A 25,409-nucleotide genomic window follows, 5' to 3' on the forward strand; every position below is an offset into this window, starting at 1 on the left:
TTAACTTTAATCAGAAAGTAAAAGTCTTTCATTTTTCGTTACTTATCATTTCTTGCTGTTTGATGTTCTGTTCTTGCCACGACAGGGTGCCAAACAGCAATTTCCAATTATCGTTAGATGATTATCAGGACTTACGTTCTTCTGCCTATGCTATCAATTCGAGGGCGGTAAGGAATCTGATAGACAGCATCATGCGAAATGATAAAGACCGACATGCTGCTGATTTGCATACCCGTCGCTATTATCAGAATGAAGGTAATCTGCTTTGGATTACACGTCATGGGGTAAATAGTCAGGCTGACTCCCTGGTGACTTGCCTGCGTTCCGTAGCGGATATGGGATTTGATAAACGTCGGTTCTATGTGGATGCTATTGCCCGAGATATTGATAGGTTACGAGATTTAAATCTAGATTCAGCTGATAATCAGATAAATCAAGTGATAGCCCGACTGGAGTATCGCTTGACCAAAGCTTACTTCAGATATACGATGGGGCAGAATTTTGGATTTATGAATCCTAGTTTTGTTTTCAATCGTTTAGATACTCTTGCTCCCAATCCTTATGATAGTGTCAAGAGACCCGTTAGGTTCAGAGGTCTGTTTGATGTAAAAATGGCTCATGCAGATGATGCGTTCTATCAGAAGGCTATGCAAATGGTTAGATGCGACTCGGTGGCTTCCTTCCTGAAAGAAGTACAGCCTAAGAATCCTTTCTATTATCAACTGCTGGAGAAATTGAAGGCTGGAGGACTGGGCAAGGCGATGAGAATCAAAATTCTCTGCAACATGGAACGTTGCCGCTGGAGACAGTATGATAATCCCTGGCAACACGAAAAATATGTGGTTGTCAATATACCATCGTTCCATCTGATGGCTATTGATCATCAGGATACGCTCTCGATGCGCATAGGATGTGGAGCCAGTAAAACCAAAACCCCGATATTGAACAGTCATATCAAACGTATGGAGTTGAATCCTCAATGGTTTGTTCCCCGTAGTATCGTTCTCCATGATATGATACACCGGGTGGGGAATCATGGCTACTTTCGCGCGCGTAACTACTATGTAAGGGAAGTGGCAACAGGTAAGGAGGTTGACTTAGACAGAGTAACTCGATCTATGCTTATTTCTGGTGCTTATGGCATCGCTCAGCGGGGCGGAAAGGGGAATGCTCTGGGAAGAATCATCTTCCGTTTTGATAATAATTTCTCGGTCTTCCTGCATGATACTAACAGTAAGGGCGTGTTTGGACAAGAGGATAGAGGAGTATCGCATGGATGTATCAGAATAGAAAAACCGTACGATTTCGCTGTCTTCCTATTGGCTGACAAAAACGAGAAACTGAAGGAAAAGATATACTATTCGATGACAGCAGATTCGCTAGCCAATAAAAAACTTGTTGTGAATAACGTAAAGGTTAATCCTCAAGTTCCTCTCTTCATAACCTATTATACACTCTATCCGTTAGCAGGAGGCAGAATAGCTGAATATTCTGATGTGTATGGATTTGATGCGGTAATATTCGATATGTTGAGAAAATATCTATAAACAACACATTTGTAAAAGCAATGATAAACGATAAAGAACTCTTGGCTATGATTAGGGATCCTAAGACCCAACGCGAAGGCTTTGCTGTACTGGTAAGTCAGTATAGCGAGCCGTTGTATTGGAAGGTTCGCCATATAGTTTTAGATCATGATGATGCTGATGATGTGTTGCAGAATGCCTTTGTTAAGGCTTGGACCAATCTGGATTCGTTTCAGGGAAAGTCTTCGCTCTCAACATGGCTTTACCGTATAGCAATTAACGAAGCGCTTGATTTCTTGAGACGCAAGAAGCAGATGGTAAATGTCAGTACCGAAGACGAGCCGGGCTTGGCTTCACGTCTTCTTGCCGATGACTATTTTGATGGTGACCAGATTCAGGCAGAACTGCAAGAGGCTGTAGCCCAACTGCCCGATGTTCAGCGCACAGTTTTCACTCTAAAATATTATGATAATATGAAATATTCAGAGATGAGTAAGGTGCTGTCAACAAGTGAAGGAGCTTTGAAGGCATCCTATCATCTTGCTGTGAAAAAAATAACCGATTTTTTCAATCGTAAGGATTAAACCTTTTCGGTTAGTTTTCGTCTATTTAATAAAGTATAAAAGAAAGGAATGAGGAATATGTTAAAAGAAGACAATATATTGAATAGCCGTTTTGGTAAGAAAAACCATTTCCAGGTGCCGGCTGGTTATTTCGACCAGCTGACGGATAGGGTGATGGCAAATTTGCCGGAGCAGGAACCCCGCATCATTCACATGCAGCCTAGCTTATGGCAGCGTATGCCGATTCGAAAGATTGCGGCGGCTGTTGCTGTTTTGGCTGTGATGGGAGGTGGTTCGGTATTGGCGCTGAAATATACGGGAAGCAGTAAGCCTGCTATGGCACATGTGGACCATATGGTTCAGAAAGCTGCTGTGAATAATAATGAGGATGCTACTTTTAATGAGATGGCCGATTATACGATGATGGATAATGAAACTATCTATGCATCGCTGATTGCAGAAAATTAATGGTTGGTATTTCTTTTTGTCTACAGATAAAGATTTAAAAAAAGATAAGGTATGAGAAAGATAATGCAACATAGGTTTCTTGCGCTTTTAGCTATGCTGATGATTAGCCTGGTTTCACTTGCTTCACAGCCTCAGGGTAGAAAACATCATGATGGATTTGATCCTAAAAGGTTTCAGGCTGAACTAGAACAGTTTATTACGACTAATGCCTGTCTTACGCCGAGAGAAGCTGCTAAATTCTTCCCGGTATATAGACAGATGGGTAAGAAAATGCGTATGATATTCGATGAAATGCGCCGATTCCGTCATGTGAATCCGAATGATAATGAGGCATGTGCCGAAGCTATCAGAAGACAGGATGAGTTGGATATTCAGCTGAAACAGTTGCAGCAAGAGTATCATTCTAGATTTATGACCATCTTGCCACCTAATAAGGTGTTCAGTGTCATCAAGGCAGAGGAACGGTTCCATCGGCAGGCATTCAGACGGATGAAGAAATAAATCTCTAAAAAAGTAGAGATAAAACCATTTAATATGTATTTATGTGACTTTTGGTCACATTAATAGGGTCGCGAAGATATTTTTAATAATATTTTCGCGATTTTATTTTGTCCTTTCCGTTATTTGTTGTACTTTTGCACTTTGGAAAATAATAATATAATATAATAAGGTATGTACAGAAGTAATACGTGTGGAGAGTTACGTCTCTCTGATGCCGGCAAGGAAGTGACACTTGCCGGTTGGGTACAGCGCTCAAGAAAGATGGGTGGTATGACATTCGTCGATTTGCGCGACCGTTATGGTATCACACAGTTGGTCTTCAATGAGGCTGATAACAAAGACTTGTGTGATGCAGCTAACAAGCTAGGTCGTGAATTCTGCATTCAAATAAAGGGTGTAGTAAGTGAACGACAGAGCAAGAATCCTAAAATGGATACTGGTGACATCGAAATCCTGGTGAAGGAACTCAATGTCCTCTCTCAGAGTCAGACCCCTCCTTTCACTATCGAAGATAATACAGATGGTGGTGATGATATCCGTATGAAGTATCGTTATCTTGATTTGCGTCGTCCTGCAGTGCGCAAAAATCTGGAGTTGCGTCATCGTATGTGCATCTTGATTCGTAACTTCCTCGATGCACAGAACTTCATGGAGGTTGAAACTCCTGTTCTTATTGGTAGTACACCAGAGGGAGCCCGCGACTTTGTTGTTCCTTCCCGTATGAATCCAGGTCAGTTCTACGCTCTTCCACAGAGTCCTCAGACTTTAAAGCAGCTCTTGATGGTTGCTGGCTTCGACCGCTATTTCCAGATTGCCAAGTGCTTCCGTGATGAGGATCTTCGTGCTGACCGTCAGCCAGAGTTTACACAGGTTGACTGTGAAATGAGTTTTGTTGATCAGGATGATGTCATCAACCTTTTCGAGGAAATGGCTCGCCATTTGTTTAAGGAGATTCGTGGTGTAGAACTTCCTAAATTGGAACAGATGACCTGGCACGATGCTATGCGCCGTTTCGGTAGCGATAAGCCAGACTTGCGCTTCGGTATGGAATTTGTTGAGTTGAAAGATGCTTTCACAGGTAAGGGTAATTTCTCTGTATTCGATGAGGCTAAGTATATTGGCGGTATCTGTGTTCCAGGTTGTGCTGATTATAGCCGTAAGCAGTTGAACGAATTGACCGATTTTGTTAAGCGTCCTCAGGTTGGAGCCAAGGGCTTGGTTTATATTAAGTACAATACAGATGGTACCGTGAAGAGTAGCATAGATAAGTTCTACTCTCCAGAGGAACTTGCTGAAATCAAGACCGTAATGGGAGCCAAGGATGGTGACCTCGTTTTGATTTTGAGCGGTGATAATGCTAACAAGACACGCATTCAGCTTTGCTCTTTGCGTTTGGAAATGGGTGACCGTTTGGGGCTTCGTGATAAGAATGTATTTAAGTGTCTTTGGATTATTGACTTCCCTCTCTTTGAGTGGAGCGATGAGGAACAGCGCCTGATGGCTACGCACCATCCATTCACTATGCCAAATCCTGATGATATACCATTGCTCGATGAGCATCCTGAACAGGTTCGTGCCAAGGCATACGACTTTGTTTGCAATGGTATCGAAGTAGGTGGAGGTTCTCTCCGTATCCATGATACTCAGTTGCAGGAGAAGATGTTCGAGGTTCTCGGCTTTACTCCAGAGCGTGCTGAGGCCCAGTTCGGTTTCTTGATGAATGCTTTCAAGTATGGTGCACCACCTCACGCAGGTCTTGCTTTCGGTTTGGACCGTTTCGTCAGCATTTTGGCTGGTCTCGACAGTATTCGTGATTGTATTGCTTTCCCAAAGAACAACTCTGGTCGCGATGTAATGCTCGATGCTCCTTCTGAACTTGACCCTAAGCAGTTGGATGAATTGGAAATCAAACTTGATTTGAAGGCTGAATAAAAATAGAGAAACGAAGGTATTCACTCCATAAAAGAGTATGCGTAAAATGCCTTGAGAAAAATTCAATGATTTATAATAAGTAATTGATTTTTAGTAAATAAAGTGCTGCGCTTCTTGACGTAAATCAAGAAATGCAGCACTTTTGTTTATAAGTAGTAGTTTTTTCTATTTTTCTAACACTATTTCGAAATAAAAGTTATAAATTTGCAGCAGATATTAAGGTTGAGCTGACGAAATGAGGCTCAATAGAATCATAAAATTCTTAAAACATGGTAGAAAAGAAAGCGACAACTAAGACTGCTGCAAAGAAGCCAGCAGCAAAGAAGGCTCCAGTAGCAAAGAAGGCTCCTGCAGCAAAGAAGGACGTTCTTTACTTGAACGCAGAGAACGCAGGTTTTAGAGCTGGTGATGTATATCAGGCATTGGCAGCTTCAGAAAAGGCTCTCACAGTAGCAGAAATTGCTAAGGCTGCTAAGATCAGTACAGAGGATGTAATCCTTGGTATCGGTTGGCTCTTCAAAGAGGGTAAGATTAAGGATGAGGACAACAAGGTTGCTCTCGCTTAAATAAGGTTTATTTTTCAAAGAGCCGCGGTTGCTTGTAAGTGAGTAACCGCGGTTTTTTCTTTTTGTGTCTTCTCTCTTGAAAGAGGACGAATGTTATGATTATTATATGAAACTTGATCAGGAGATATTCAATGTTCTTTTGGCTGCGGGTGCAAAAGGGTTGAAAGTAGAAAAAATAGCTCGTCATGTATATAATTCCTGTAATTCGATTTTTACACCTCTGAATTACAAGGATGTTCATAGCTATGTTACACAATATCTCACCAGATGCGCTAAAGACCCACAATCGCTTATAGAAAAAGGTAAGGGGTATGGTGTATATCATGTTAATTTTGATTCAAAGGCCGTACAGCAACTGATGCTCAATTTTTCTTCTTCTGTATTAGAAAATAGTAATGAAGAAGAGAGTAAGGCTGATGATAGTGCTCCTCAAAGTCTTTTTGATGAGAATATGTTCTAAATTATTTTTTTTATGAGGGGAATGTTGTAGTATGTTCGTATAATATATGTAGACTTTATAAAAACTGATAAAAGTTAAACAATAAACATATAAACGAATAAACTATGGCTAGTAGATATTTATTAGGTTTTGACGTAGGCTCAAGTTCTGTAAAGGCTTCGCTTACTGATGTTGACAATGGAGAAATCGTAGCTTCTGCATTCTATCCGGATCATGAAGCACCCATTATGGCTGTAAAGACCGGTTGGGCAGAGCAGGATCCTCAGATGTGGTGGGATAATGCTAAGTTGGCGCTTAAGAAAATCATGGCAGAATCTGGTGCCAAGGGTGAAGATATCCTTGCTATTGGTATCTCGTACCAGATGCATGGCTTGGTTTGTGTTGATAAGAATCAGCAAGTTTTGCGTCCTAGTATCATCTGGTGCGACTCTCGTGCCGTACCTTATGGCGAGAAGGCTTTTCATGATTTAGGTGAGGACTTCTGCTTGCGTAATCTGCTCAATTCTCCTGGAAACTTTACTGCATCTAAACTTGCTTGGGTAAAGGATAATGAACCGGAACTGTTTGATAAGATTGATAAGATTATGCTTCCTGGTGATTATCTGGCAATGAAACTTTCAGGTGAAGTTAAGACTACTATCAGTGGTCTTTCTGAAGGTATGATGTGGGACTTCAACCAGAAAAAGCCTGCTAAATTCCTGCTTGATTACTTTGGCTTCGATGAAAGCATTCTGGCTGATATTGTTCCTACTTTCTCTGTACAGAGTGTAGTAAGTAAAGCGGCAGCTGAAGAACTTGGTCTGAAAGAAGGTACACCAATATCTTATCGTGCGGGTGACCAGCCAAATAATGCTGTGAGTCTGAATGTGTTCAATCCGGGTGAAATTGCAAGTACTGCAGGTACATCAGGAGTTGTATATGGCGTATTGGGTGATGTTAACTATGATCCAAAGAGCCGTGTCAATACTTTTGCTCATGCTAATTATACTACAGACCTTGACCGTCTTGGTGTATTGTTGTGTATCAATGGAACTGGTATCTTGAATGCGTGGGTTCATCGAAATATCACTCCAGATGTAAGCTATGCGGATATGAATGATCTTGCAGCTTCTGTGCCAATAGGTAGTGATGGTGTTAAGATTATCCCATTTGGTAATGGAGCTGAGCGTGTATTAGAGAATAAGGAAGTTGGTTGTTCTATTCGTGGCATCAGCTTTAATAAGCATAATCGTGCTCATATTGTTCGTGCAGCACAAGAGGGTATCGTCTTCAGTTTCTGCTATGGAATGGAAATCATGCAGCAGATGGGTATGGATATTAAGAATATTCATGCAGGTAAGGCTAATATGTTCCTCAGTCCGTTGTTCCGAGATACCTTGGCGGGTGTGAGTGGTGCTACTATCGAACTTTATGAGACAGATGGTAGTGCAGGTGCTGCTAAGGGTGCTGGTATTGGTGCCGGTATCTATAAGGATCATAATGAGGCTTTTGCTTCATTGAAGAAACTTGCAGTCATAGATCCTGATGAGGCTAACCGTTCTGCTTATCTCGAGGCTTATTCTGCATGGAAAGAAGAGATGAAAAAACTTTAAACGTTTGTAATTTACTTTAGACAAACTTTTTTATAATATCAGATAAAGGGTGGGAGAAGTCTCACCCTTTATTTTTCTTTTTCCCGATTCTTTTGACTTTTGGGGGAGCTTCCGTCTTATTTAAGGATTGGATTTAAATATCTGTAGTTGATGTTTCTGAGTATCTATCCACCTATGTTTTGCCATGATGAACCGCTTTAGAAGATAGATAAGTGATTATACAATGAAAAAATCCCCCAGCCCGCTTGAGAAAGCAGGATGGGGGATTGGTATTTTGAATCAAAACAGTTTAATTCTTGAAACTGTGGATTGGAGCCGGAATACGACCGGCACGGTTTACGAATGCCTCGCAACTGAATGGGTTTACAGGCATGATTGGAGCATGACCGAGCAAACCGCCAAAATCTACATTGTCGCCTACCTTCATGCCCACAACTGGGATGATACGTACGGCAGTAGTCTTCTGGTTAACCATACCGATGGCAGCCTCGTCGGCAATGACACCGGAAATGGTGGTGGCTGGAGTATCGCCAGGGATGGCAATCATATCCAAACCTACTGAGCAGACACAAGTCATCGCCTCAAGCTTCTCGATGGTCAGCGCACCAGCCTCTACAGCGTTGATCATACCCTGGTCTTCGCTGACAGGGATGAAGGCACCGCTCAAACCACCTACATAAGAAGAAGCCATGATACCGCCCTTCTTAACCTGGTCGTTCAGGAGTGCAAGAGCTGCTGTGGTACCAGGAGCACCGGCATGCTCAAGACCGATGAGCTCGAGAATATCGGCTACACTATCACCGATAGCTGGGGTAGGAGCCAATGAAAGGTCGATGATGCCGAAAGGTACGTTCAGACGGCGTGAAGCCTCCTTGGCTACCAACTGACCTACACGGGTAATCTTGAAGGCGGTGCGCTTGATGGTTTCGCAAAGAACCTCGAAGCTTTCGCCCTTTACCTTCTCCAATGCATACTTTACAACGCCAGGACCGCTGACACCGACACTCACTACCGCATCGGCCTCAGAAACACCATGGAAGGCACCAGCCATGAACGGATTGTCGTCTGGCGCATTGCAGAGAACAACGAGTTTGGCGCAACCCAGAGAACCTCTGTCCTTGGTTGCCTCGGCTGTATCCTTTACGATTTCGCCCATCAGTCGGACGGCGTCCATGTTGATACCGGTCTTGGTAGAACCCACATTGACTGAGCTGCAGACGAAATCGGTCTGTGCCATCGCCTGAGGGATAGAACGGATAAGGAGCTCATCGCTCTTGCTCATACCCTTGCTTACGATGGCAGAATAGCCGCCCAGGAAGTTGACACCGAGCTCCTTGGCACACTGGTCGAGGGTCTTGGCAATCTTCACGTAATCGTCGGTAGTCTTGCAGGCAGAACCGCCTACCAGCGAGATAGGAGTGATGGAGATACGCTTGTTGACGATAGGCACACCAAACTCCTTGGAGATTTCTTCGCCGGTCTTCACCAGGTTCTTTGCCAGACGTGTAATCTTATTATGAATGTTCTGACAGAGCTCATCGAGATCGGTAGATGCGCAATCCAAAAGGTTGATACCCATGGTGATGGTACGCACATCGAAATTCTCCTGCTCTATCATCTTATTGGTTTCGATAACCTCAGATATATTGATCATATTGTTTGCTTTTTAAATTCTGTGCATCATATTGAAAATTTCCTCGCGCTGGCATTTGATCTGCACGCCCATAGCCTTACCAATATTGGTGAGTTCATCGGCTACTTCCTCGAAAGTTTTCTGCATCTTGCCCATGTCTACGATCATCATCATGTTGAAATACTCCTGTACGATGGTCTGAGAGATATCCAAGATGTTGATACTGTTCTCTGCCAAATAGGTACATACCTTGGCGATGATACCAACGGTATCCTTGCCCACTACTGTAATAATCGTTCTGTTCATGTATTTATTCCTTATTTTAAATTGGTAAGTTTTCGGCTGCAAATTTACAACTATTTTGTTAGACTACCAAATAAAAAGTCAGAAAACTTGTAAAATCACTAACGCTTTGCAAGTTTTCTGACTCATTTTTACCTTTCTTGTTTCCTTATCTTACTTGATACCTCTTTCGTTGAGTGCCTTAGAATATTTGGCTGCATTCTGCAGATGCTCATCGTAAGTGCGGGCAAAATTATGAGTGCCGCTGAAATCCTCCTTGGCACACATGTAGAGGTAATCGTGATGCACATGGTTGAGGACGGCATCGATACCTGCTACGCTCGGAATACGGATAGGCCCCGGTGGCAAACCTGGGTTCTTGTAGGTATTATACGGGCTCTTGATAGACAGGAGGTTGTTGTAGATGCGCTTGAGGTCGAATCGCTGCCACGCATATTTAATGGTAGGATCGGCCTGCAATGGCATTCCCTCTGGATATTCGGCATTGCGAAGCATCAGACGGTTATAATACATGCCGGCTATCATCGGTTTCTCACCGTTGTTGGCTGTTTCTTCGTCCACGATGCTGGCAAGGGTGATGATCTCAACCGGTGTCAGCTTCATAGCCTTTGCCTTTTCGGTGCGCTCAAAGTTCCAGAACTTGTCGCTTTCTTTCTTCATGCGCTCCAGAAATTTATCTACCGAGATGTTCCAGTAGAGATCGTAGGTGTTAGGTACGAACATGCAGGCGATGGTGGCAGTATCGTAACCATATTTCTGACAGACGCTCTCGTCGCGCAGGGCATGGTAGAGGTCGTTGCTGCCAAACATCATCTTCTTGCCAATCTCATCAGAGAGTTTGTCGAGCGTGCGTACCGAAGGGATGGTAAGGCTAACCGGTTCCTGCAAACCGTTCTTCATGTGGCGCCATGTCTTGAGGGCACCATCGCCCGGAGCAATGGCGTATCTGCCGGTGCGGATATGATCGGCATAGCCGGAATGGAGGGTCAGGGTCTTGAATGCCTGGAACGGAATGCTCTTGGCAAATGGGCGGAGCTTGTTGTATACAGAGTCGATGTTATCATCGCTGTCGATGTAAACATACTCGGTGTTGCTGCTCTTCGAGAAGGAAGAGAAACAGTAGATGTAGCCCACGATGGCGATGACTGCGATGCAGCCTATAGCACCATACAGATAGAGCTTAGAAAATGATTTTTTCTTTTTCATATTCTTCTTGTTTGTTATTTTTCGGGTGCAAAAGTACAGTAAAAATGGGAAATAGCAAAGTATAGGAATTTAAAATAGGTTAATTGTCATCTTTCTTTATCCGTTGTGTCTGCTTTTTTGTTACCTTTGCACTTGACATTGAGAATCAACATGTGTATCGGTGCTTTCGGGCACATTATTATAAAAGGATTATGAAAATGAAGTTTTCGATAGCGTATGCTGCCAAGTGGGGTCATGCCCTGCATGTAGAATTAACTTTTGCCGCTGCTGACGGCTATCAAGATACGATGGACTTGCCGATGACCACCCGGGACGGTTATCACTGGGAGGTGGAAATGGCGTCAAGGCAGAACCGCCATCACCCTTTCGTAGCTGTAGCTTACTGCTACTGCGTGAAAGATGCTGAGGGAAAGGTGCTGCGTAGGGAATCGCTCGCTTCTGCCCGCCAATATGTTTTTGATGAGAGTAAGAATTTCTATTTTCAGGACTATTGGCTGGAGGAGGATAATCCTTACGTGGAAAAAAATGCCTTCGTATTGCAGCAGGTAAAGTTTACTGATGTCAAGCCAGCGCGTCTGCCTCTCTTCGACCGTACTATCATCTTCAAGATTCATGCCCCGAAACTCTATGAGGGTGAGGCTGTAGCTCTGTTGGGAAATCATCCTACGCTGGGCAAATGGAATCCGGCTCATTTCCTGAAGATGCAGAACAATCATGGCAAGGACTGGGAAATATCTGTGAATGTGCAGGCTATCGATGAGCCGATAGAATATAAATATGTGGTGATTGATGCACAGACCCAGAAACTGAAGAGATGGGAATTTGGGGATAACAGAATCTTTGGCATTTCGGGTAATGAACAGGCTGGTGGACAGGGAACTCCTCAGGGTGAAATCCGCGTATACCATCAGGATGTTTATGTGCTACACGGCGGTGAGTTCCGCATCAAGAGGGTTCCGGTTCATGCCCAGTTCAATTTCGATACCTATATCTTCGATCTTGACGGAACCCTGATTTCTTCTCTCCACGACCTGGCTGCAAGCTGCAATTATGCGCTGAAGCTGAACGGGATGCCTGAACGTACGCTGGAGGAGGTACGCATGTTTGTAGGAAACGGGGTGAAGAAACTTATGGAACGTGCCGTGCCGGGAGGATTGGAGAACGAGAAGTTTGAGAAAACCCTACAGGATTTCCGCAAGCATTATATGGTGCACAATATGGATAATACGAAACCTTATCCGGACGTGATGGAGATGCTGGAGGAACTGAAGAATAGGGGAAAGAACATTGCGGTGGTAAGCAACAAGTTTTATGCTGCTACCCAGAAAATCTGCCGCCATTTCTTCGGCGACCTGGTAGATGTGGCGATAGGAGAGCGGGAGAATATCAAGAAAAAACCGGCTCCAGATACCGTAAACGAAGCCTTGCGACAGCTGCATGCGGATAGAGAAAGGGCGGTATATATCGGCGACAGCGACGTGGATGTGATGACGGCAAAGAACAGTGGAATGCCTTGTATCTCTGTCCTTTGGGGATTCAGAGATCACGATTTCCTGTTGGCACATGGAGCTTCTATCCTGGTATCATCACCCTTGCAGATATTATAAGAAAGGTAGGATAAAACTATCTGGAAGACCATCATAGAGAATGGTCTTCCAGATAGTTCTTGATAAATTCAAAGTAGGTTTCTGATATCGGAATGCTCTGGTCGCCATAGGTAATGTGCTGCTGATCTACCGTATCAAACTTTGTCATGTTGGCAAGGAACGAACGGTGTACACGCTTGAATTTCTCTCTTGGCAGCCTTTCTTCCAACTGTTTGAGGTTGCCCAGGGTTCTGATGTTAGGCCTGCCCTCAAGATGGAAACGGATGTAGTCTTTGTCGCAGTCAACAAACAGAATATCATCTATCGGGATTCTTACGCATTTGTAATCTCGTTTTACCACCAGAAAACCGTCGCGCTTGATAGGGTTGTAGTTATCGTCCTGCATGTAGCTTTCGAAGACTTTCTGGCATGATCCCATAAAGTCATCGTAGGTGATGGGCTTGAGCAGATAGTCGAATGCATTCACTTTGTAGGCTTCGATGGCATACTCTTTGAATGCGGTGGTGAAGACAATCTTCACGTTCTTGGGTACAACCTTTGCAAATTCCAGACCGCTGATCTGCTGCATGTGGATGGCGAGAAAAAGTATGTCGAGATGGTTGTGATGGATGCCGTCTACAGCATCTATCGCACTTTTGTAGGCTCCGATCAAATGCAGGGTCGGAGTTTTCTCTATATACTGTTCCAGGAGTTGCAAAGCTTCCGGATCTTCATCTATGATGGCGCAATTTAAAATCATAATTTTACTGTTTTAGTGATTTTATTCTCGATTTTCGTAAAAACGAAAATTGTGTTTGTTTATTGTATCAAGCTGCAGATTTTTTCAGATAAAAATCTATTTTCATGATTTTACCTTAAATTTGTTTAATCTATTTGGCTATTTGAGGAAAAAACCGTAATTTTGGAGATTGATAAGTCAGACTATAACTGTAGAATATGAAATACAATAAGAAACAACATACCAAATTGTCCTGTCGGAGCAAGTGTTTTTTCCTTGCCTTGGCTTTGGCTATGGCATCGGTTGATGCCTCAGCCCAGAAGATTTCGCTAGGCTCTTGCATCACCCGTGACGGAGGTCAGTTTAAAGGCGAAATGGTGAGCGGAAAGCCGCAGGGAAAAGGTACTACCATCTATAAGAATGGGGATACCTACGAAGGCTCTTATATGAAAGGTAAGCGCGAAGGTTATGGCGTTTATACCTTCAGTGATGGCGAAAAGTATGAGGGACAGTGGATGCAGGACCAGCAGCATGGTAAGGGTACCTACTATTTCCAGAACAACAACAAATATGTAGGCCTCTGGTTCCGCGATTACCAGCATGGTCATGGCGTCATGTTCTATTATAATGGTGATAAATATGACGGCGACTGGTATAAGGACAAGCGTCAGGGACGCGGCGTTTATACTTATGCCAATGGCGCACAGTATAAAGGCCAGTGGATGAACGATATGAAGAATGGAAACGGCTTCTTCAACTGGGGAGACGGAACTACTTATGACGGTCAGTGGCTAGACAACCAGCGCTCAGGAAAAGGTACTTTCAAATATGCTGATGGCGATGTGTATATCGGCGACTGGAAGGATGATATCCAGGACGGAAAGGGTATCTATAAATTTCATAATGGCGACATTTATGAAGGCGATTATGTGCAGGGAGAACGCACGGGTATAGGCATCTTCCGCTCTGCAAAGGGCGCCAAGTATAACGGACAGTTTAAGGATGGCTTGCGTACCGGTCAGGGTACCTTCATCTGGAAGAATGGCGATATCTATGTAGGCGACTGGAAGGATGATCTGCAGAACGGCAGGGGCAAACTGACCAAGAAGAACGGCGACGTGTTTGAAGGTGAGTTCAAGAACGGTCTGGTTGATGGTAATGTCGTGATTCATTATGCTGATGGCAGAAGATTCAAGGGTGCCTATCACAAAGGTAAGCGTCAGGGACCTTGCATAGAAGAAGATAAAAACGGTAAGCGTTTCGAAGGAACCTACCGTAACGATGTGCGTGACGGAAGATTTGTAGAAAAAGACCGCAACGGACAGGTTACAGCCAAGGGAGCCTACGAAAACGGCAAACGATTTGAAGACTAATCTCTTCGGAAAATTAGAAAAATACAAAGAAATTATAAATAACGAGATAGAGAACCTTTATATTTTAAATAATGAGAAAAAAGAACATATTATAATGTTGAATATTGAATGTTCAATGTTCTGTTTTCAAATCTCAAAGTTAAAAGTAAATGTTCAAATCTCAATGCTTAAACTAGAATTATGGTAGTAGATACTTTAGACAATCTGGAGAAATACGTTTCTCTCAATCCGCTCTTCGCTGATGTTGTGAAGTTTATCAAAGATAATGACCTCTTTAAATTGGAGGACGGTAAGCATTTAATCAAGGAGGGTGACCTCTTTGTTAACATAACGACAGCTCACGGAAAAAGCGAGGAAGATGCTGTTCTTGAAACACATCGCAAGATGATTGATATTCAGATTCCTCTTGACAACGAGGAGACTTATGGCTATACTCCTCTTGCTGATCTTCCTGAAGTGGAATATAACGAGGCTAAGGATGTAACCAAGTATCCTGGTGTGAAAGCGCAGACGCTCGTTACCTGCAAGCCAGGTCAGTTTGCTATCTTCTGGCCACAAGACGGTCATCAGCCATGCATCGGTAGTGGTGATATCCACAAGGCTATCTTCAAGATTAAGAATTAAATAAGAAATCTTCAAGATAAAATTAAAGAATAATATAGAGTAACCATCTAAAATCATGATATATGGCAACAGAAAAGAAAACTACAGCCCAGAAGGCTGCAACTAAAAAGGCAACTGCAAAGAAACCAGTTGCAAAAAAGGCAGCGAAGGCTGTGGTAAAGCATATCGGACTCGTGAAGAACGACCCATATCTGGCAGACTATGAGGATGCCATCAAGGGCCGACACGACCATGCACTCTGGAAACTCGGTCAGCTGACTAATAACGGCAAACAGACATTGAGCGATTTTGCCAATGGATACGAGTATTTCGGACTGCATAAGACTGCCCGTGGATGGGTGTTCCGTGAGTGGGCACCTAATGCAACAGATATCTATCTGATAGGTGACTTCAACAACTGGCAGGAAACCGAAAAGTATCGTGCCAAAAGAATAAAGAATACTGGCAACTGGGAACTCAAACTTCCGGAGAAAGCGATGAAACATGGCGATCTCTTCAAGATGAAAGTTCATTGGGAAGGTGGTGAAGGCGAGCGTATTCCTGCATGGGCACAGCGCGTAGTACAGGACGACCAGACCAAGATTTTCTCTGCTCAGGTTTGGAATCCGGAACCATATAAATGGAAGAAGAAAACCTTCAGACCAAATGTGGCGCCTCTGCTCATCTATGAATGCCATATCGGTATGGCACAGGATGCTGAGAAGGTTGGCACTTATACAGAATTTAAGGAGAATGTGTTGCCACGTATCATCAAGGATGGTTACAACTGCATTCAGATTATGGCTATCCAGGAGCATCCGTATTATGGCTCCTTCGGCTATCATGTAAGCAGTTTCTTTGCTGCAAGTAGCCGCTTCGGAACTCCTGAAGAGTTGAAGGATCTCATTGATACAGCTCACCAGAATGGTATTGCCGTCATCATGGACATCGTTCACTCTCATGCCGTAAAGAACGAGGTGGAAGGACTGGGTAATCTCGCTGGCGATCCTAACCAGTATTTCTATCCTGGCGACCGTCATGAGCATCCGGCTTGGGACAGTCTCTGCTTCGACTATGGAAAGGATGAAGTCATCCACTTTCTGTTGAGCAACTGCAAGTATTGGCTCAATGAGTTCCATTTCGACGGATTCCGTTTTGATGGTGTAACATCCATGCTCTATTACAGTCATGGCTTGGGTGAGGCATTCTGCAACTACGGCGATTATTTCAATGGTCACGAGGATGATAATGCCATCTGCTATCTTACCCTTGCCAACTGTCTGATTCACGAGGTTAACAAGCATGCCATTACGATTGCCGAAGAGGTGAGCGGAATGCCGGGCCTGGCAGCCAAGTTTGAGGATGGCGGTTATGGTTTTGACTATCGCATGGCGATGAATATTCCAGATTATTGGATTAAGACCATCAAGGAACTGAAGGATGAGGACTGGAAACCATCCAGTATCTTCTGGGAGGTAAAGAACCGCCGTTCGGATGAGAAAACCATCTCTTACTGTGAGAGTCATGACCAGGCATTGGTGGGCGATAAAACCATCATCTTCCGTCTGATTGATGCCGATATGTACTGGCATTTCAAGAAGGGCGATGAAAACGAAATGGCTCATCGTGGTATTGCTCTGCATAAGATGATCCGTCTGGTTACCGCCTCTACAATCAATGGCGGTTATCTCAACTTCATGGGTAATGAGTTCGGTCACCCAGAGTGGATCGATTTCCCTCGCGAGGGTAATGGCTGGAGCCATAAATATGCCCGCAGACAGTGGAATCTGGTAGATAATCATGAACTCTGCTACCACTATCTTGGAGATTTCGACCGAGAAATGCTCAAGACGATTACAAGCGAAAAGAATTTTAACAAGACACCAGTTGTAGAAATCTGGCATAATGATGGCGATCAGGTTCTCGCCTTTATGCGTGGCGATCTGCTCTTCGTGTTTAACTTCTCGCCAACCCGCTCTTTCACCGACTATGGCTTCCTGGTTCCAACCGGTTCCTACGGCGTAGTGCTTGATTCTGACAGCAAGGATTTCGGCGGTAATGGCTTGAATGATGACACGATGACGCATCTGACTAATTACGATCCACTTTATGTGAAAGACCGTAAGGAGTGGCTGAAACTTTATCTGCCAGCTCGTACAGCTTTGGTGCTGAAGAAAAATTAATAGATTGATTTATGAAAAATAAAAGGAGTAGTACTGCGAAGATGCAAATCGCCTGTGCTATCATCTTTATCACATTTACCTATGTCTACCTGGCATTTTACCAGGCAGACGTACTGGCAGTGGCTCAGCATGTTTTCTCAGGCGGTTTGACCAACTACAGTTACACGCTGGCTCCACTGCTTATCACGCTCGTACTCTATCTGCTGCAAGTGGGAGTGTACGCGGTAACCCGTGTGAAACGCCGTTTCCACGGGCTTACTTATTTCCCTTCGTTCCTCATCCTGACGATGATTACCGATATCCCCGTTGATATCGACCGTTATCATTCGCTGGGGGCGTGGTGGATTATCCTGCCACTCTGTCTGATTCTCTGGGGCGGATTAATATGGATAGCCCGCCAGTTGGAGCCGATAGAAACAGAGCCTCACAGTAACGGCTGGTTTTCCCGCTATATGTGGGTGAATCTGCTCCAGATGCTGGTGATAATATTGCTTGTCAACTTTGTTGCTAGCAATGATCGGCTGTTTCATGAACGTATGCGCATGGAACATCTGATGAAAGAAAAACAGTATGAAAAAGCTTTGGAAGTAGGTGAAAAATCTCTGAAAACAGATTCTTCGCTGACGATGCTCCGTATAGCCTGTCTCAACGAAACAGGCGAGTTGGGCAGCCGTCTCTTTACTTATCCGCTGGTAGGTGGAAGTAAGGCGATGATGCCGGATAGCGTAACCGTGAAGGCTATGATGTGGAAGGCGCCAAAATGGATGCAGAAACCTTCGGCATGGATGGTTAAACATCATCTCAAGTATCGTCTGCCTGTTGACTATCAGCTTTGTGCACTCTTGCTGGACAAGCAACTAGACAAGTTCGTAGCAGAGGTGCAGAAACATTACAAAGTAACTTCGGGCAAACTGCCTGTTCATTATAAGGAAGCGTTGGTTCTTTATACGCATCGCCGCAGTAATCCAAGTATCGTTTATCACGATAATGTGATGGATACAGACTTTGAGGATTTCCAGCAGATGGATCACAAATATGCTAATGAGACAGAAAAGCAGAATGCTCTTCGGGATACTTATGGAAATACCTACTGGTATTATTATGAGTATGGAAACAAATGAAAGTTTTAATTTAGGAGATTAATATGAAAATACAGATATTCAGAAACTTATGGGTCTTACAGATAGTTTTTCTCCTGTTGGCGCCATTAGGGCTGCAGGCACAGAAGAAAGAGATTTCTGCAGCCAAAGATCTGGTAAAGGCTGGCAAGGATTTGGCGAAGGCCGAATCCAGTATGTGCAAACTCCTGACGGATTCTGCCAACCGGAATAACAAGAAAATTTGGAATATTCTCTTCGATGCTGTGAAGAAGCAGTATGAACAGGGTAATGAGAAACTCTACCTCAAACAGGCGTATGATACAGCCCAACTCTTCAATGCAACTCGACAGCTCTTCGTTATAGCCCAAGGACTTGATTCCGTTGAGATGATTCCTAACAAGAAAGGAAAATGTGAGTTTGATTTCCGCAAGTCTCATTCTGAATATTTGAACAGGATACGGCCGAACCTCTATAACGGAGGAACCTGGTTTATCAGGAAGCAGAAATACAAGGAGGCTTATCAGTTCTTTGACCTGTACATAGAGTGCAGTACAGCACCGATGTTCCAATCTTATAAGTATGCCCAGAAAGACAAATATCTTTCTTCGGCAGCTTATTGGGCTGTATATGCCGGATATAAGATGAAAGATACCAAAGCTACGCTTCATCATTCTTATGAGGCGCTAAAAGATACGGCTCATTATAACTATATGTTACAGTATCTGGCTGAGACTTACAAACTGGAGAAGGATACTGCGCGCTATCTCTCGACCTTGAAGGAAGGTTTTGAGCGGGATCCGAAATTCCCGTTCTTCTTCCCGCGTCTGGTAGAGTATTATTCGCAGGAAAACCAACTCGATTCTGCACTCGCCGTAGCAGATAAGGCGCTGGCGATAGCTCCCGACAATGATATCTATCTCTTTACCAAGGGAACCATTCTCCTGAATATGGGTGATTTCAAGCAATGCATCGAAGTGAGCAAAAAGGCACTTGCCGTGAACGATTCTTTGGCTGGTGCTTATTATAATATAGGTTTGGCTTATTTCAATCAGGCGGTTGAAATGGATAAGAATTCACTGCAATCCCGCAAAACGCATCAGGTGATAGACGGACTTTACAAGAGTGCAATGCCTTATCTACAGAAGTACAGAACGATGGCGCCTGATATGCAGGACCAGTGGGCTTTGCCGCTATATACCATCTATCTGAACCTGAACATGGGTAAGGAGTTTGATGAGATTGACAAACTGCTCAATCAGAAAAAGAAATAATGCCTCATGATGAGGAATTTATGAAAACTTCTCTTGAAAGGAAAACTTCTCTTTAATAAAAGAATACTTCTCTATTGAAATTGATTATTAGGAAATTTATGGTAGACAGAATTTTAGATAAACTGGGCATTGAGCTCAATGATATGCAGCAGGATTCCTTGCAGGCAATCTTGCACGGGAACAAGGATGTGGTGATACTTTCGCCAACAGGTAGTGGCAAGACACTGGCTTATCTTTTGCCTCTTACCCAACTTATAGATGCTACTGATGACGAGGCACAGGCGGTGGTGGTAACTCCTGGTCGGGAACTCGCTTTGCAGTCGGCTAACGTATTGAAAAATATGGGCAGCGGTTTGCGTGCGATGGCTTGCTATGGTGGTCGTGCTACGATGGATGAGCATCGCGTGATGAAACAGGTTCGTCCTCAGATTGTATTTGGAACTCCAGGTCGTCTCAATGATCATTTGGATAAGGGAAATCTTTCTCCATATCACATCAAATACCTGATTATTGATGAGTTTGACAAGTGTCTGGAGATGGGTTTCCAGGACGAAATGAGCCGACTGATTAAGTCATTGCCTGGCTTGCGTCGTCACTTCCTGCTTTCTGCTACCGAAGCAGAGGAAATTCCTCATTTCGTACACATGGGTAGGGTAGAAAAGATAGATTACCGTGTGGATGAAGATCAGGTTCCTGATCGTGTGCATATATATAAGGTGGAAAGTCCGGTAAAGGATAAACTGGAGAGCCTGGCACTTTTGCTTCGTAGCCTGGGCGACCAGAGTACTATTGTTTTTCTCAATTACCGTGATAGTGTAGAGCGTACCAACAAATATCTGGTAGAACAAGGTTTTTCTACATCTTTCTTCCATGGTGGATTGGAACAGAAGGAGCGAGAGGCTTCTCTCTACCGTTTTAGCAACGGAAGTGCCAATATTCTGGTGAGTACGGATCTGGCTTCGCGCGGACTTGATATTCCAGATATAGATAATATTATCCATTATCACATGCCGGAAAGTGAGGATGGTTATATCCATCGTGTAGGGCGTACGGCAAGATGGGAAGCCCAGGGCAGGGCTTTCTTCCTGTTAGGTCCTGAAGAGCATATTCCGGAATATGTGGATGCTGAAATTGAGGATTACGAGATGCCTGCTGCTGATCAGCTTCCTGCGCCAGCCAAACCTAAGATGGCTACTATATATATAGGTAAAGGCAAGAAGGATAAAATCAGCAAGGGTGACATCTTAGGCTTCCTTTGCAAGAAGGGTGGGCTGCAGTCGGCTGAAATCGGAAAGATTGATGTTAATGACCGTTATGCTTATGCTGCCATTTCCCGAACGAAGTTGCGCAGCGTACTGAATAATGTAAAGGGCGAAAAGATAAAAGGCGTCAAAACGATAGTGGAAGAGGTAAGGTAGTTGACAAACTGCTATTATCTTTTCTCTGTTGCTTGCTAATGTATAATAAATGTAAAAATAGACATAAATATGCAGTTATTATACTAAAATGACTAACAAAATGAAAGAAATCTGCGCAAAACGCTAAAAATGTGCAGAAAAGTTTGGTAGTTTCAAATAAAAAGTGTAATTTCGCAGTCGTAAATACAATCCAAAGGTTTACTATGTATCCTATATGGGTGTATTGTGCACTAATTTTTCCTGCTAACAGGATTATATCGTATAAAACTTAAATAATTATACAAAGATGAAGAAGTACAATTTTAACGCAGGTCCATCAATGCTTCCACGCGAAGTGATTGAGAACACAGCAAAGCAGATTTTGGATTTTAATGGTTCAGGTCTTTCATTGATGGAAATCAGCCACCGTGCTAAGGATTTCCAGCCAGTAGTTGATGAGGCAGTCTCCTTATTCAAGGAGCTTCTTGACATTCCTGAGGGTTATTCCGTAATCTTCCTTGGTGGTGGTGCGTCATTGCAGTTTATGCAGATTCCAGCAAACTTCCTCATCAAGAAGGCTGCCTACATTAATTCTGGCACTTGGGCTAAGAAGGCAATGAAAGAGGCAAAGCATTTTGGTGAGGTCGTGGAGATCGCATCATCGTCCGACGCCAATTTCACTTTCTATCCACAGGTTCCTAACACTGTACCAGCCGATTGTGATTACTTGCATTTGACAAGCAACAATACTATATATGGTACTGAACTCCGTGTAGATCCAGACGTAAACGTACCATTGATTTCTGATATGTCTTCAGATATCATGAGCCGTCCAGTAGATGTTTCTAAGTATACTGCCATCTATGCAGGTGCTCAGAAGAATCTTTCTATGGCAGGTGTTACCGTTATCATCGTAAAGGATGATATGCTCGGCAAGGCTCCTCGCGAGCTTCCTACAATGCTCGATTATCGTACTCACGTAGAGAAGGGCAGTATGTTCAATACTCCTCCTGTTGTTCCTATCTATACTTTGATGGAGAATCTCCGCTGGTTGAAGGCTAACGGTGGTGTTGAGGCAGCTGATAAGCGTGCTCACGAACGTGCAGAAGTTCTTTATGCTGAAATCGACCGCAACAAACTCTTCAAGGGTACAGTGGAAGAGGCTTCACGCTCATTGATGAACATCTGTTTCGTGATGAACGATGAGTACAAGGAGTTGGAGAAGCCATTCCTCGACTTCGCTACAGAGCGTGGCATGGTAGGTATCAAGGGTCACCGCTCAGTGGGTGGTTTCCGTGCCAGCTGCTACAATGCACAGACCATGGAGGGTGTTCAGGCACTCGTCAAGGCCATGCAGAATTTTGAAGCACAACATTAATTTTTGAATTTGTATGAAAGTATTAGTTGCAACAGAAAAGCCATTCGCAGCGGCTGCTGTGGAAGGCATTAAGAAAGAAATAGAGGGAGCAGGCAACGAATTGGTGCTGCTCGAAAAATATACAGAGAAAGCTCAGCTTCTCGATGCAGTGAAGGATGTGGACGCGATGATTATCCGCTCTGACAAGGCTGATGCCGAGGTGCTCGATGCAGCAAAGAACCTGAAGATTATCGTTCGTGCTGGTGCAGGTTATGATAACATCGACCTTGCTGCTGCTACTGCTCATAATGTAGTGGCTGAGAATACTCCTGGTCAGAACTCTAACGCAGTAGCTGAGTTGGTATTCGGCTTGTTGGTCTTTACTGTACGTAATTTCTACAACGGCAAGGCTGGCAGCGAGTTGAAGGGTAAGAAACTGGGTATTCTTGCTTTCGGTAATGTAGGTCGAAATGTGGCTCGCATCGCTAAGGGATTCGGCATGGAAGTAGCTGCTTACGATGCATTCTGCCCAGCTGATGTTATCGAGGCTGCCGGTGTTCATGCTGTAAAGTCACAGGATGAGTTGTTCCAGACTTGTGACATCGTTTCTCTTCATATCCCTGCTACTCCAGAGACTATCAAGAGCATCGACTACAAGACTGTAAACCAGTTGCCTAAGGGTGGCATCCTCATCAATACAGCGCGTAAGGAGGTTATCAATGAGCCTGAGCTCCTGAAACTTCTCGCTGAGCGTGAGGACTTGAAGTTCATCACTGATATCAAGCCTGATGCTGATGCAGACTTTGCCAAGTTCGAGGGTCGCTACTTTTCAACTCCTAAGAAGATGGGTGCACAGACTGCAGAAGCAAATATCAATGCCGGTATTGCTGCAGCTAAGCAGATTAATGCGTTCTTTAAGGATGGATGCACTAAATTCCAGGTAAATAAGTAATTATTCTCCCCATACATATAGCTCATGAAGGGTGCTTTTTCACAGAAGCACTCTTGATGGGCTTTTCATGTTTTTATTAAACTAGTCAATTTAAACGAAATATTATGGCAATAGTAAAACCTTTTAAGGGAGTAAGACCTCCTAAAAATCTCGTTGAGCAAGTTGAGTCTCGTCCTTACGATGTTCTCAATTCTGAGGAAGCACGTGCCGAGGCAGGCGATAACGAGAAGAGCCTTTATCATATTATTAAACCTGAAATCAATTTCGAACCAGGTACTTCTGAGTACGATCCTCGCGTTTATGAAAGCGCTGCAGAGAACTTCAGAAAGTTCCAGGAGAATGGCTGGTTAAAACAGGATGATAAGGAACAGTATTATATCTATGCACAGACTATGAATGGTAAGACTCAGTATGGTCTTGTTGTAGGTGCGTATGTAAACGACTATATGACGGGTGTCATCAAGAAACATGAGCTGACACGCCGCGATAAGGAAGAAGACCGTATGAAACATGTTCGTGTATGCAATGCCAATATCGAACCAGTATTTTTCGCTTATCCTGATAATGAGGTGCTTAACGGACTTCTGATGCGTTATGCAGCAACAACACCGGAATATGATTTCATTGCTCCAATTGATGGTTTCCGTCATCAGTTCTGGGTTGTAAGCGATGATCAGGATATTGCCACAATTACAGCGGAATTTGCCAAGATGCCTAGCCTTTATATTGCTGACGGCCATCACCGTTCTGCTGCTGCTGCTCTGGTAGGTGCAGAAAAAGCTAAGCAGAATCCTAATCATACAGGTAAGGAGGAATATAACTACTTTATGGCAGTTTGTTTCCAGGCAAGTCAGCTTACCATTCTCGATTATAACCGAGTTGTGAAGGATTTGAATGGCCTGACTTCTGATCAGTTCCTCGATGCTTTGACAAAGAACTTCGAAGTGATAGATATTGATGCAATCAATGTGAATGTATCTGGTGATGAAGAGGGCATACCTTGCTATGAAAAGATGGCTATTGATGATGCTATCAGCCAGTTTGGCTTGGATATTCTGAAACCAGCTGCTCTCCATTCTTTCCTCCTCTATCTGGACGGTAAATGGTACGGTTTGTTTGCCAAGCCGGGAACCTATGATGATGCTGATCCAATCGGCGTGCTTGATGTGGATATTTCATCTCGCCTGATTCTTGATGAAATTCTAGGTATCAAGGATTTGCGTTCTGATAAGCGCATCGATTTTGTGGGCGGTCTTCGCGGTCTCGGTGAGTTGAAACGTCGTGTGGATAGCGGTGAGATGAAGATGGCACTTGCTTTGCATCCGGTTTCTATGCAGCAGATTATGGATATCGCTGACAGTGGTAAGATTATGCCACCTAAGGCAACTTGGTTTGAACCTAAGTTGCGTAGCGGTTTGATTATTCACAAGTTGGATTAATGATAGACGAATTTAAGACAATATCAGATACGATAGGCGAGGGATATTACACCGAGAAAAGGAGTAAGTTTCTCGCCTTTGCTCACCATGTTACAACTGTTGACGAGGTGAAGGAAATTGTTGCCGGGTACCGTAAGAAATATTACGATGCCCGACATTGTTGTTATGCATATATGCTAGGTCCTGAACGGACAGAGTTCCGTGCCAATGATGATGGCGAACCTTCTTCTACGGCAGGAAAACCAATCCTCGGCCAAATCACGAAATCAGAATTGACGGATATTTTAATTGTTGTCATTCGGTATTTCGGAGGAGTGAAATTGGGAACCAGCGGACTCATTGTTGCTTATCGTGAAGCTGCCATTGATGCTTTGGCTCATTGTGAGGAGGTTACGCAACAGATAGAGGAAATCGTAACCTATGATTTTACTTATCCGATGATGAATGATGTGATGAGGATAGTCAAAGATATGAATCCGCGTATTCTGGATCAGACTTTCGATAATACTTGCAGCATCAAACTTTCTATAAGAAAGAGCGAGGCTGAGCAGTTACGTTCCCGTCTGAAAAAGCTGTCGTTTGAATAGTAGATAACTGACAGACAGATGAATAACTGCTGGGTAAATAAAAAGAGGGTGTGTCATAAGCCTGGATAACAT

The 25,409-nt window shown here is 43.7% G+C and carries 23 protein-coding genes and 1 pseudogene; 20 read left to right on the forward strand and 4 right to left on the reverse strand.

Going from position 1 to position 25,409, the window contains the following annotated elements:
- Positions 1 to 86: 86 nt before the first annotated feature.
- The 8 genes from NNC77_RS07935 (at position 87) to NNC77_RS07970 (ending at position 7,608) form a co-directional block, all read left to right on the forward strand.
- Entirely contained in the window at positions 87 to 1,547 is a 1,461-nt protein-coding gene (locus NNC77_RS07935) for a L,D-transpeptidase family protein (protein WP_367398726.1), read from the forward strand.
- A gap of 20 nt (positions 1,548 to 1,567) precedes the next feature.
- Positions 1,568 to 2,110, forward strand: coding sequence for an RNA polymerase sigma factor (locus tag NNC77_RS07940; protein WP_006849006.1), 543 nt, complete (start codon positions 1,568 to 1,570; stop codon positions 2,108 to 2,110).
- Between the two features lie 57 nt (positions 2,111 to 2,167).
- Positions 2,168 to 2,557 (forward strand): hypothetical protein, encoded by a 390-nt coding sequence (locus tag NNC77_RS07945; RefSeq protein ID WP_040553691.1) that lies wholly within the window; start codon positions 2,168 to 2,170, stop codon positions 2,555 to 2,557.
- Positions 2,558 to 2,608: 51 nt separating this feature from the next.
- On the forward strand, positions 2,609 to 3,058 hold the full coding sequence (locus tag NNC77_RS07950) for a hypothetical protein (protein WP_117586734.1): 450 nt from the start codon (positions 2,609 to 2,611) through the stop codon (positions 3,056 to 3,058).
- Positions 3,059 to 3,229: 171 nt separating this feature from the next.
- Positions 3,230 to 4,990 carry an aspartate--tRNA ligase gene (aspS, locus tag NNC77_RS07955; protein ID WP_254970381.1) on the forward strand — a complete coding sequence of 587 codons (1,761 nt, stop codon included), beginning with the start codon at positions 3,230 to 3,232 and terminating at the stop codon, positions 4,988 to 4,990.
- Positions 4,991 to 5,259: 269 nt separating this feature from the next.
- Positions 5,260 to 5,556, forward strand: a complete 297-nt coding sequence (locus NNC77_RS07960; RefSeq protein ID WP_022121836.1) for a winged helix-turn-helix domain-containing protein — start codon at positions 5,260 to 5,262, stop codon at positions 5,554 to 5,556.
- A 106-nt stretch (positions 5,557 to 5,662) separates the two neighbouring features.
- Positions 5,663 to 6,016 (forward strand): hypothetical protein, encoded by a 354-nt coding sequence (locus NNC77_RS07965; RefSeq protein ID WP_117586753.1) that lies wholly within the window; start codon positions 5,663 to 5,665, stop codon positions 6,014 to 6,016.
- A 104-nt stretch (positions 6,017 to 6,120) separates the two neighbouring features.
- Positions 6,121 to 7,608: a xylulokinase gene (locus NNC77_RS07970; RefSeq protein ID WP_117727976.1), complete on the forward strand. Its 1,488-nt coding sequence runs from the start codon at positions 6,121 to 6,123 to the stop codon at positions 7,606 to 7,608.
- Positions 7,609 to 7,897: 289 nt separating this feature from the next.
- On the opposite strand, the gene NNC77_RS07975 is transcribed toward NNC77_RS07970, so the two are convergent.
- From NNC77_RS07975 to mltG, 3 genes are all read right to left on the reverse strand, one after another.
- Positions 7,898 to 9,262 carry a PFL family protein gene (locus NNC77_RS07975; RefSeq protein WP_117693627.1) on the reverse strand — a complete coding sequence of 455 codons (1,365 nt, stop codon included), beginning with the start codon at positions 9,260 to 9,262 and terminating at the stop codon, positions 7,898 to 7,900.
- Positions 9,263 to 9,274: 12 nt separating this feature from the next.
- On the reverse strand, positions 9,275 to 9,547 hold the full coding sequence (locus NNC77_RS07980; RefSeq protein WP_254970380.1) for an ACT domain-containing protein: 273 nt from the start codon (positions 9,545 to 9,547) through the stop codon (positions 9,275 to 9,277).
- A gap of 150 nt (positions 9,548 to 9,697) precedes the next feature.
- A complete protein-coding gene (gene mltG / locus NNC77_RS07985; protein ID WP_022121832.1) occupies positions 9,698 to 10,750 on the reverse strand; it encodes an endolytic transglycosylase MltG in 1,053 nt (350 codons plus the stop codon).
- Positions 10,751 to 11,085: 335 nt separating this feature from the next.
- On the opposite strand from mltG, the pseudogene NNC77_RS07990 reads away from it, so the two are divergent.
- Both NNC77_RS07990 and NNC77_RS07995 read left to right on the forward strand, forming a co-directional pair.
- A pseudogene (locus tag NNC77_RS07990) lies at positions 11,086 to 11,595 on the forward strand (carbohydrate-binding module family 20 domain-containing protein); the annotation flags it as partial.
- Between the two features lie 99 nt (positions 11,596 to 11,694).
- Positions 11,695 to 12,357: an HAD family hydrolase gene (locus tag NNC77_RS07995; RefSeq protein WP_254970386.1), complete on the forward strand. Its 663-nt coding sequence runs from the start codon at positions 11,695 to 11,697 to the stop codon at positions 12,355 to 12,357.
- Between the two features lie 31 nt (positions 12,358 to 12,388).
- Here NNC77_RS07995 and NNC77_RS08000 read toward each other — a convergent pair whose 3' ends face one another.
- Entirely contained in the window at positions 12,389 to 13,096 is a 708-nt protein-coding gene (locus tag NNC77_RS08000; protein ID WP_118064459.1) for a LytR/AlgR family response regulator transcription factor, read from the reverse strand.
- 272 nt (positions 13,097 to 13,368) lie between these two features.
- Between NNC77_RS08000 and NNC77_RS08005 the strand changes: the two genes are divergently transcribed.
- From NNC77_RS08005 to NNC77_RS08050, 10 genes are all read left to right on the forward strand, one after another.
- Positions 13,369 to 14,448 carry a phosphatidylinositol-4-phosphate 5-kinase gene (locus tag NNC77_RS08005; protein WP_118080022.1) on the forward strand — a complete coding sequence of 360 codons (1,080 nt, stop codon included), beginning with the start codon at positions 13,369 to 13,371 and terminating at the stop codon, positions 14,446 to 14,448.
- A gap of 180 nt (positions 14,449 to 14,628) precedes the next feature.
- Complete coding sequence (locus tag NNC77_RS08010) at positions 14,629 to 15,072, forward strand: YhcH/YjgK/YiaL family protein (protein WP_254970379.1); 444 nt, start codon at positions 14,629 to 14,631, stop codon at positions 15,070 to 15,072.
- Between the two features lie 62 nt (positions 15,073 to 15,134).
- A complete protein-coding gene (locus NNC77_RS08015) occupies positions 15,135 to 17,234 on the forward strand; it encodes an alpha amylase C-terminal domain-containing protein (protein ID WP_254970378.1) in 2,100 nt (699 codons plus the stop codon).
- A gap of 11 nt (positions 17,235 to 17,245) precedes the next feature.
- Positions 17,246 to 18,355, forward strand: a complete 1,110-nt coding sequence (locus NNC77_RS08020; RefSeq protein ID WP_117727972.1) for a DUF6057 family protein — start codon at positions 17,246 to 17,248, stop codon at positions 18,353 to 18,355.
- Positions 18,356 to 18,378: 23 nt separating this feature from the next.
- Complete coding sequence (locus NNC77_RS08025; RefSeq protein WP_254970377.1) at positions 18,379 to 19,605, forward strand: tetratricopeptide repeat protein; 1,227 nt, start codon at positions 18,379 to 18,381, stop codon at positions 19,603 to 19,605.
- A 98-nt stretch (positions 19,606 to 19,703) separates the two neighbouring features.
- Positions 19,704 to 21,023, forward strand: coding sequence for a DEAD/DEAH box helicase (locus NNC77_RS08030; protein ID WP_254970376.1), 1,320 nt, complete (start codon positions 19,704 to 19,706; stop codon positions 21,021 to 21,023).
- Positions 21,024 to 21,309: 286 nt separating this feature from the next.
- Entirely contained in the window at positions 21,310 to 22,380 is a 1,071-nt protein-coding gene (serC, locus tag NNC77_RS08035; RefSeq protein WP_254970375.1) for a 3-phosphoserine/phosphohydroxythreonine transaminase, read from the forward strand.
- A gap of 13 nt (positions 22,381 to 22,393) precedes the next feature.
- A complete protein-coding gene (locus NNC77_RS08040) occupies positions 22,394 to 23,311 on the forward strand; it encodes an NAD(P)-dependent oxidoreductase (protein ID WP_022121822.1) in 918 nt (305 codons plus the stop codon).
- A gap of 104 nt (positions 23,312 to 23,415) precedes the next feature.
- Positions 23,416 to 24,750 (forward strand): DUF1015 domain-containing protein, encoded by a 1,335-nt coding sequence (locus NNC77_RS08045; RefSeq protein ID WP_254970374.1) that lies wholly within the window; start codon positions 23,416 to 23,418, stop codon positions 24,748 to 24,750.
- Entirely contained in the window at positions 24,750 to 25,337 is a 588-nt protein-coding gene (locus NNC77_RS08050; protein ID WP_006849028.1) for an IMPACT family protein, read from the forward strand. Before NNC77_RS08045 ends, NNC77_RS08050 begins: the two co-directional genes overlap by 1 nt.
- The last annotated feature ends 72 nt before the right edge of the window (positions 25,338 to 25,409 follow it).

This window comes from Segatella copri (assembly GCF_024330485.1).
GTDB lineage: Bacteria > Bacteroidota > Bacteroidia > Bacteroidales > Bacteroidaceae > Prevotella > Prevotella copri_L.